Raw genomic sequence first — 8,646 nt, forward strand, 5'->3', positions numbered from 1 at the left:
GTGCCGCCGCCATGGATGCCGAGACCCGTTCCCGGCCTGCCCGCGAGAATGCGGCCATGCTGCTCGCCCTCATGTGGCATCACGCGGGTGGCGGCAAAGGCGCGAAGGACATGGTGGTCCTGCCTTACAAGGACCGTCTCGTGCTGTTCTCGAAGTATCTCCAGCAGCTCGTCATGGAGAGCCTGGGCAAAGAGCACGATCTAAGCGGTGCCGTGGTCAATCAGGGCATTGCCGTGTATGGAAACAAAGGCAGCACCGACCAGCATGCCTATGTGCAGCAACTCCGCGATGGCGTGAACAACTTCTTCGCCACCTTCATTGAGGTGCGAAAGGCGCGTGACGTGGCCCCGCTTGAAGTCGAGCCCGGTTTCACCAGCGGCGATTACCTCCAGGGCTTCCTGCGCGGCACACGCAAGGCTCTCGCCGACAAGGGCCGCGAAAGCGTCACCCTGAGCATCGACGAGGTCAGCGCCTTCACGCTGGGCATGCTCGTGGCGCTGTTTGAGCGAGCCGTCGGCTTTTATGCCACCCTCGTGAACATCAACGCCTACCATCAGCCCGGCGTCGAGGCGGGGAAAAAAGCCGCGACTGAGTTCCTCAAGCAGCTCTCCCAGGTGCGGGCCGCCCTTGCCGATGCCGGTGGCGGGATCACGGCTGACGAAGTCGCCACCAAGCTTGGCATTGATGCCGAGGACGCCTTCCACATGCTCAATCATCTGGCCGCCAATGACTCCGCACGTGTGGTGCAGGCAGGTGGAGCGCCTGCTCAGGATCAATTCGCCGCCGCGTGACAAAACGTCATTTGCACAGTTATGCGGCACATTCTATAAATCGCGTTCTGCATCCTCCTTCGTCCCCTGCGAGAACTTCATGCGTGAGATTCCCATCCAGTATCAAGTCGCCTGCGTCATCCTGACCGCCCTGTTCATCTGGTCGTTCAGCATCGCTCGTGAGCCACGTGGCTGGCGGCGTCTGTTCCAGTCGATGTTCTCGAAGTCGGAGCATTTTTCGGTGAACAAGAACAAGGTCATCGACGAGACGCTGAAAAGGTACGGGATCGCCGTCGCCATGGTCATCCTGGTGGCAGATGTGTCCTGCTTTGTGCTGGGAGTCACTCATCCCTTCCGTGAAAAAGCCCGCCACCTTTCTCCAGAGCAACGAGAAAGCATGAACGAGATCAACAAGATCCAGAGCGGCGTCAGCCCTTTGAAGTGATCTGACGGCGGACGACCACCATCGTTCCGGCCACATGGTCGTGCATGCAGCGGCGGTCAGAGCGGAAGATCATCAGCACATTCCCCAGCATGATGGCCGGCCCGATGAAACGCAGGCCCTCGATCACGGCAAAGATCATCCAGCGCAGCAGCACGGCCTTCACAAAACCCGCTTTGGCCCCGTCTGCCGCCGCAACCACCTGGATTCCCAGCAGCATCTTGCCGATCGACTGCCCGCGCACGGCCAGCAAAACGATGTTGATGACGGTGATGACGATCACGGTCCAGCCGGTGACCTCCACCATGACATTGCCTTGCTCCTGCACCTTGCCGATCTGCCGCTGCAGGGCCTCCATCAGTGCGTTCGCGTCACCTTGATGCTTGAGAATCTCCGCTTCAAACGCCGGATCCATCAACGCCATGAACATCATCACGATGGGGATCAGCAGCATCACCCAGTCGATGATCTTGGCCGCCAGCCTCTGCCCAAGCGAGGCCAGCGCCTGCCTGCGGGCCTGATCCTGGCGCACTTCCTCCCTCAAGGCGCGGATGGCAGGCAGTTCCGGTGGTGCGACACCGGTGTCGGTGGCCAGTTGCTCCATGTGCTTGCCCAGGGGCACCCAATCCTTCATGCCTTCGGTCCAGCACAGGTCGGCCGGAAGAAATCGGCCCTCACGCAGCCCGGAACTGACATCCAGGTCATTGAAGGTGCCGAGCTGCTCCTCGCCGCGTGCCAGGTGGTATTTCATGTGGTTGCTGGTTGCTGAATGCCTCATGCTAGATAGCTGCTAACCACCACGCATCAAGCCCCCTTCCAGCCTCTCTTTGAAAACCACCCTCCGCGTCTTCTCCTACCTGCGCCGTTATCCGCTGCTCGGCACAGCCCAGATTTTCTGCGCCATCACCGGGACGCTGATGGTGATCGTGTTTCCCCATGTGACCCGGGAGGTGCTTGATGTCGTCGTGCCAAACGGCCAATGGGACCGCCTCACCCCGCTGGCGCTGCTGGCCCTGGCGGCCTACTTCGCCCAGCATCTGTTCAATTCCCTGCGCATCCAGTTGAACAACACCTTCGAGCAGAAGGTGATCTACGACCTCCGCAGCGACATTTACCAGCGCCTGCAGACCCTCCCGCTGCGTTGGTTCGACAACCGTCCCTCAGGCGACATCATGACCACCGTTTCAGAGGACATTCCGTCCGTGGAGCGTGTTTTGATCGATGGCATCGAGCAGGGGCTCGTCTCCGTGCTGCAAATCGTCGTTGTGGGCGTGTTCATGCTTCAGGCGGACGCCACGCTCACCCTGTATGCGCTCATTCCGCTGCCCTTCCTGGTCGCAGGAGCGCTCGCTTACACCTCCACCTCGCGCGACCGCCATCGGAAGGTGCGCAAGGCCAGCAGCGCCATGAATTCCCTCCTGCAGGACAACATCTCCGGCATGCGCCAGATCAAGGCCTACGCCATGGAGCGTGAGGAGCATGCGCGTTTCAACCGCGCCAGTGACGCGTTGCGGCAGGCCACCCTCCACGTCATGCGCATCTGGGCGATTTACAGGCCCGGCATGCACTTCCTCACCAGCGTGGGCATGGTGATTGTGTTGTGGGTCGGCGCACGTCAGCTCATGTCCGGTGCCATCAAGGCCGGTGACCTTACCGCCTTCCTCCTGCTGCTGAAGTTCTTCTACGATCCCATCGAGAGCCTTCATCAGCTCAATCAAATCCTTCAGGCAGGCCGGGCGGCCGGAGAACGTGTCTTTGACATCCTGGACGCCGAGCCAGAGGCCGACACTCAGGGTGGTCGCGAGCTTCCAGCCGTCACCGGTCATGTGCGTTATGAGAATGTCGGCTTCAGCTACGCAGGAAAGACTCCCACCGTGCATGGCGTCACCCTGGAGGCACGTCCGGGCCAGACCATCGCCCTCGTCGGGCCGACGGGTGCCGGCAAATCGACGTTGATCAACCTGCTGACCCGTTTTTACGAGTACGACGAAGGCGGCATCACCATCGACGGCATTGCGGTCCATGAGTTGAACAAAGCCTGGCTGCGCAGCAACATCGGCTACGTCACCCAGGAGAGCTTCCTCTTCAATGGGACCGTGCGGGAGAATCTGGTGATCGGCCGTCGCGATGCCACGGATGAGCAACTCTGGGCGGCGCTAGCCAGCGCCAATGCCGACGCCTTCGTCAAACGCCTTCCCAACCTTCTCGACACCCATGTGGGCGAGCGTGGCGTGAAACTCAGCGTCGGTGAGAAGCAGCGCATCAGCATCGCCCGCGCTCTCCTGCGCAATCCGCCGATCCTCCTGCTCGATGAGGCCACCGCCAGTGTCGATACCGAGACTGAAAGGCAGATTCAGGAGGCCCTGGAGCATCTCATGGCGCACCGCACCAGTTTCGTCATCGCCCACCGTCTCAGCACCGTGCGCAATGCCGACCGTATTTACGTGCTCGACCACGGCCGCATCATCGAGCAGGGCACCCATGACGAATTGATCGCGCAGGATGGCCGCTATGCCAGCCTGTGCCGCACCTCGCTCATCGCGGCTGATTCGGCGGCCTGATTCAGCGTTCCGTGCGCTGGATCGCCTTCTTCAACCATGCCGACTCGTCCTTCCACGGCGTGGCGTTGCGGATTTCAGCCATCGTCATCGGCAGACGTGCGCTCCAGTTGCTGTCCGCGGCGATTCCCGGCACGTTGAAGCGTTGTTCGAGGCCGAACAGGTCCGTCAGCATGAAGGCGGCGAAGCGTGCGTTGCTGCTGAGCAGCGCTTCCAGCAGCGCTCGACGAATGTGATCGTCATACGCTGGCCAGCCGCCGTCTGAAAACCGCAGGCCTGCGAAGTCAGACAGAAAACGCAGCTCCTTCTCCGCCACCGCGCGATCAGACTCCTCCGCGCTGCCGAGATCATGCCGCCGGTGCTCCCACAGCGTCTTCATCGGCTCATGATCATGCGTGGCGTAGGTGGTGAAGGCACAGTTGTCGTATTCCGAGCCCATCACGACCCGTCCGTTCGGATCATCCTCCCAATGGCTGACTTTGAAGCCCGGCACATCCAGGCTGAGCAGATGCGGTCGCACGTAGTCCGGCACCGTGCCGAGATCCTCGGCCACCACCTCAGCCTTCCCCGCCGCGGCCAGGATGGCGCGCAGATACTTGTCGCCATTGGCCAGGTTCTCGGCCTTGTGCTCCGGCGTGTCGTCGGCGTTTTCGATGAAATGCGGCAACCGGCCGCCGGTGCAGGCCTTCGCCTCGTCATTGGTCAGGTAGCAGATCTCCGCGTTGCGCAGCGGACGCCATGGAAAGCTGTAGATGCGGTAAAAACCCAGCACGTGGTCGATGCGGAAGATGTCAAAGACCTCCGTCAGCTTCTGCGTGCGTTGACGCCACCACTGGAAGCCGTCCGCTGCCATCACATCCCAGCGATACAGCGGGATGCCCCAGTTCTGCCCCCAGCGCTGCACAAAGTAATCGTCCTTGAAGTAAGTCTCCGGCGGCGCTCCGCCGCACCATTCGAGGTCGAACTGCTCCGGGCGGAAAAACACGTCCGCGCTGCACCACGAGATGCCGAACGGGATGTCTCCCATCAGCTTGATCCCCTTCCCGTTCGCGTGCTCCCTCAGCTCGCGCCACTGGCTGAAGCAGAGCCATTGCACATAGGCGTGGAAAAGGATGCGGTGGTCGATCTCATCCCCCATCGCATCCCGCCATGCGCGGGCTTTGGCGGGGGTGTTGAGATTTTCACGCCAGTTCGCCCAGTCCTCATGCCCGTGCTCCTCCATCAGCACCTTGAACAGGCAGAAATCATCCAGCCACGCGGCCTCCTGCACGCAAAACTGCTCAAACGCCTCCAACCGGGCCGGTTGCGACTCGATCTGGCTGAAGGCACGCCGCAGCAGCGTCGTTTTGAGGCGGCGCACCCTTGGGTAGTTCACCGAGCCGTGCCGCAACAGGTCGGCGCGGAGGATGCCGGTGATCGCTCCATGGAATTTCTCGTCCAGCTCCGGCACCACGGCAGGCGTCAGCTCCAGCGTGAGGTAATCCAGCGCCACGGAGCTGATCGCGTTGTAGGGGCTGCTGTCGCTGCCCGTGGCATTGATCGGCAGGAACTGCACAAAGCCCAGACCCGTGTCCGCCGCCCAGTCGATCAGTTGCCGGACACCGCCCGTGTCACCGATGCCGAGGTCATCGGGCGTGCGAATGGCGAAGACGGGGATGAGAACGCCGGCGCGGCGGGGCTGGACAGTGGGCATGGAAGTTAATTCGGCGGTGGTGGGCTGAATGTTTGTGTGGTTGTCTGCTGCGAGTTGGTTAAGTTCGCAAGCGTATAGAGCACAATGCGTTCCCGGTTCGTCCTGCTGCCCCTGTTTTTGCTGATCTCCCACCACCTTTCTGGAGCGGAGACCAAGGAACCCCGCGTCATGGATTTCAGGACACCTCCGCACAACTACCTCGACTGGAAGCCCAGGGACCGCTTCGCCGGGTTGCAGGAAAAAATGCTCAAGGGAGAGGTCAAGCTCGACACCTCCAACGACAAAGCCTTCCTCGCCAGCCTGCTCGCGGCCATGAACGTTCCCGTCAGTTCCCAGATCATGGTTTTCTCCGCCAGCTCCCTGCAGAGCGAGATCATCAACCCGCGCAATCCGCGTGCGCTCTACTTCAACGAGGACAGTTACATCGGCTGGGTGCCCGGCGGCCTGGTCGAGATCATCGCCGCTGACCCCGAGATGGGACCCATGTTCTACGTCTTCAACCGTCTCCGCCCCGGCGGCCCTGTTCCGGACGTCCAGCGCTCCACCAAGTGCATGAACTGCCACGCCGGCAACGCCACCCGGCGTCTGCCTGGCCTCATTGCGGAGTCTCTCCTTGTCTCCCGCGCCGGTTCGAGCCTCGAAACCTACCGCCGGGACGTCCAAGGCCATCAAATCCCCCTCGAATCGCGATTCGGCGGCTGGCACCTCACGGGTGAGCACAACCTGACCAGCCACAAGGCCAACATCATGGGGAATCCGCAAGGCGGCAAAAACCTCATCGTGCCCGTCCCCCCCGGACAGAACTCCGATCTCGGTCTCCACCTTCTCCCCACCAGCGACATTCTCCCGAACCTCATCCACGAACACCAGATGGGATTTGAAAACCGCCTCGTCTATGCGGTTTACACGCTGCGCCAGCTCAAGCACGAAAACAAAGGCATGCTGGGGGGCGCCGCCAAGGCTGAGATCGAAGAACGCGCCCAGGAACTCGCCCACTACGCCATGTTTGCAGACGAGGCGAAGTTTCCCGCCAAAGGCATGGTGGGGGATCCGAAGTTCGCGGAGGATTTTCTGCGGGAGCGGAAAGCAACAAGAGCCGGGCTCTCACTGCGTGACCTCGACATGAAGACCCGCATCTTCAAACACCGCTGCAGCTTCATGCTCCACACCGACTCATGGAAAGCCGCCCCCAGGGAGCTGAAGGATCGTGTGTATTACCACATGGCCCTCTACCTCCGCGACCAGCCGGACGCACAGCACGCCCACATCCCCCAGGCCGAGCGCCTCGCCATCCGCTCCATTCTCAAGGAGACGATGACAGACCTGCCCTCCTGGTGGCGCTGATTCCTCGCTGACTCTGAATCTGGCAGCAGCCTCTCAGCACTCGATGTCCATGCGCTGGCCGAGGCGGCGCAGGAACTGCTGAAAGCTGTGCATCGGATCAGGACGGCTCTCGTGCGCGGCCGCCCAGCCCACCAGCGCCCCGATCACCAGACCAGCGCCAAAAATGGCCGCCACGGACGGGCCTGGATGCTCCTGCACGTAGCGTTCGCCCGTTTGCAGCGCGGCAGTCGCCCGCCCCTTCGTGTTCTGCCACACATTGGCCGCCTCCCGGGCAGCCGTGGCGGCCTTGTCCTGAAGATTCTCCCAGGCGGGCGCGGCTCCGCTCGTGGTCGTGCTGGCAGGCTCTGTCGGCGGATTCGTGGGGTCGTCGGTGTTCATGGGGATGATGGGGTGGGATTTCGTGAGATGCCCATGCATCGCCCCGCAAAGAACCGCCGGTTTCATCAATCGTGCGAGTCCGGCCTGACGCCGCCATCAGCCACCCACCCGCATCCCTTTGCCATCAAACCAGCGGCGGCTGGAAATTCAGCAACTCGATCTCCACCGCGTGCTTTTTCTCCGGCTGCAGCTCCACCACGCTGATGCTGCCATATTCGATGTTGAAATGCGCCATGCGCGTCAGCGGCAGATTCAGCAGCAGCCCCAGCATCACGCGGATGATGCCGCCATGGCAGAACACCGCCACACGCTGATGCGGGTGCGACTGCACGATGCGCAGCAGCGCCTCCTCCACACGTGGCGTGAAGCTCAGGATGTCCTCCGCGTTCGGAATGCCGCTCGTCTCCATGATTTCCAGCCAGTCAAAGGCGCTCACGCCGAACTTTGCCTGCACCTCGTCCCAGCGGTGCCCTGTCCAGTCGCCGAAATCCACCTCCCGCAGCCCGTTCTCGATCACGGGCTGCAAGCCCTTCTGCAGCACCAGCGGCGCCAGCGTCTGCTGCACCCGCAACATGGGGCTCGCATAGATCGCATCCAGGTGCGTGTTCGTCAGCCAGGCCGCCACCGCCTCCCCCTGCCGCAGTCCCAGCGGCGACAGGCCCATGTCGATGCGCGAGCCGCCAAACACCTTGTGATAAGTCTCCTCCACCTCGCCATGGCGGACGAAATAGAGCTGCGTGGGATGATTCGGGAGGTGCAGTTTCACGCGCCTCTATGAAACAGCCCGCAGCACATGGCAAGACCTGCGCACATCAGGTCCATCACCCAGAGCGGCCTGCACGGTAGTTTTCACCGACCTCACGCGCTTGCAGCACGCGCGGATACACAGCCACCTCGTCGATGGCTCCAGTGAGGAAGTTCTTCATGTCCCGTGTGCCGATGCGCAACGGCGCATTGCCGTGCTGGGGCATGATGTCGTAGGCCTTGTAGAGCGCGCCGGGTGAGGTGGCGGGGCTGCCAGCAAGCTTCCCGTCTTTGTAGAGGGAGACACCGGCCTTGGGGTTCGTCCGGTCGCCGGGGTCAAAGGTGGCCACGAGGTGCACCCACTTGCCCGGCTTCAAGTCTTCTTCCACGTAGGCACCGCTGCCCAAACCGGGGCCCGGATTGAAGATGTAGGCGGAGAGGCGGTTCGGGCGGGAGGACTTGCGGGGGTAAAAGCGCAGCGCCCACTCCATTTGACCGGCTTCACCTTTGCCCAGCCAATGGATGTAGCCGTCCTCGCCTTCGCCCCCGGTGAATTCGAGCAGATCCGGCCGCATCCAGGCCTCCACGGTGAGACCGGCTCCGCTGGTGGGCTGGCTGAAGGCGGGGTCCTCTGGAATCTCGATGCAACCCTGTCGGCCATCAAACTTCGCCGTCGTGTCCTTCTCCTTGTCAAAGATGCCTTTCTCACCCAGCGCC

Annotated in this window: 8 protein-coding genes and 1 pseudogene; 4 read left to right on the top strand and 5 right to left on the bottom strand. The window is 62.1% G+C overall.

Going from position 1 to position 8,646, the window contains the following annotated elements; translation table 11 throughout:
* A pseudogene (gene pgi / locus IAE77_RS11385) lies at window positions 1-791 on the top strand (glucose-6-phosphate isomerase); the annotation flags it as partial.
* 79 nt (window positions 792-870) lie between these two features.
* A complete protein-coding gene (locus IAE77_RS11390; protein WP_294226329.1) occupies window positions 871-1,215 on the top strand; it encodes a hypothetical protein in 345 nt (114 codons plus the stop codon).
* On the opposite strand, the gene IAE77_RS11395 is transcribed toward IAE77_RS11390, so the two are convergent.
* A complete protein-coding gene (locus IAE77_RS11395) occupies window positions 1,199-1,963 on the bottom strand; it encodes an RDD family protein (RefSeq protein ID WP_294226332.1) in 765 nt (254 codons plus the stop codon). The two genes, IAE77_RS11390 and IAE77_RS11395, sit on opposite strands and share 17 nt — an antisense overlap.
* Before the next feature lie 76 nt (window positions 1,964-2,039).
* On the opposite strand from IAE77_RS11395, the gene IAE77_RS11400 reads away from it, so the two are divergent.
* Window positions 2,040-3,773, top strand: coding sequence for an ABC transporter ATP-binding protein (locus tag IAE77_RS11400; protein WP_294226335.1), 1,734 nt, complete (start codon window positions 2,040-2,042; stop codon window positions 3,771-3,773).
* Between the two features lies 1 nt (window position 3,774).
* On the opposite strand, the gene IAE77_RS11405 is transcribed toward IAE77_RS11400, so the two are convergent.
* Window positions 3,775-5,463, bottom strand: a complete 1,689-nt coding sequence (locus tag IAE77_RS11405) for a 4-alpha-glucanotransferase (RefSeq protein WP_294226340.1) — start codon at window positions 5,461-5,463, stop codon at window positions 3,775-3,777.
* Window positions 5,464-5,631: 168 nt separating this feature from the next.
* On the opposite strand from IAE77_RS11405, the gene IAE77_RS11410 reads away from it, so the two are divergent.
* Window positions 5,632-6,807 carry a hypothetical protein gene (locus tag IAE77_RS11410; RefSeq protein WP_294226343.1) on the top strand — a complete coding sequence of 392 codons (1,176 nt, stop codon included), beginning with the start codon at window positions 5,632-5,634 and terminating at the stop codon, window positions 6,805-6,807.
* 33 nt (window positions 6,808-6,840) lie between these two features.
* On the opposite strand, the gene IAE77_RS11415 is transcribed toward IAE77_RS11410, so the two are convergent.
* The 3 genes from IAE77_RS11415 to IAE77_RS11425 form a co-directional block, all read right to left on the bottom strand.
* Window positions 6,841-7,185 carry a hypothetical protein gene (locus IAE77_RS11415; RefSeq protein WP_294226345.1) on the bottom strand — a complete coding sequence of 115 codons (345 nt, stop codon included), beginning with the start codon at window positions 7,183-7,185 and terminating at the stop codon, window positions 6,841-6,843.
* 124 nt (window positions 7,186-7,309) lie between these two features.
* Window positions 7,310-7,951, bottom strand: a complete 642-nt coding sequence (locus tag IAE77_RS11420) for a histidine phosphatase family protein (protein WP_294226348.1) — start codon at window positions 7,949-7,951, stop codon at window positions 7,310-7,312.
* 55 nt (window positions 7,952-8,006) lie between these two features.
* Window positions 8,007-8,646, bottom strand: a 640-nt coding sequence (locus IAE77_RS11425; protein WP_294226351.1) for a LamG domain-containing protein, incomplete at its 5' end; no start/stop codon positions are given.

This window comes from Prosthecobacter sp., assembly GCF_014879935.1.
Lineage (GTDB): Bacteria > Verrucomicrobiota > Verrucomicrobiia > Verrucomicrobiales > Verrucomicrobiaceae > Prosthecobacter.

Excerpts from the sequence above, each read along its gene's own strand:
- IAE77_RS11390 (WP_294226329.1), top strand. The coding sequence starts at position 871 with ATGCGTGAGATTCCCATCCAGTATCAAGTCGCCTGCGTCATCCTGACC.
- IAE77_RS11395 (WP_294226332.1), bottom strand. The coding sequence starts at position 1,963 with ATGAAATACCACCTGGCACGCGGCGAGGAGCAGCTCGGCACCTTCAAT.
- IAE77_RS11405 (WP_294226340.1), bottom strand. The coding sequence starts at position 5,463 with ATGCCCACTGTCCAGCCCCGCCGCGCCGGCGTTCTCATCCCCGTCTTC.
- IAE77_RS11410 (WP_294226343.1), top strand. The coding sequence starts at position 5,632 with ATGGATTTCAGGACACCTCCGCACAACTACCTCGACTGGAAGCCCAGG.
- IAE77_RS11415 (WP_294226345.1), bottom strand. The coding sequence starts at position 7,185 with ATGAACACCGACGACCCCACGAATCCGCCGACAGAGCCTGCCAGCACG.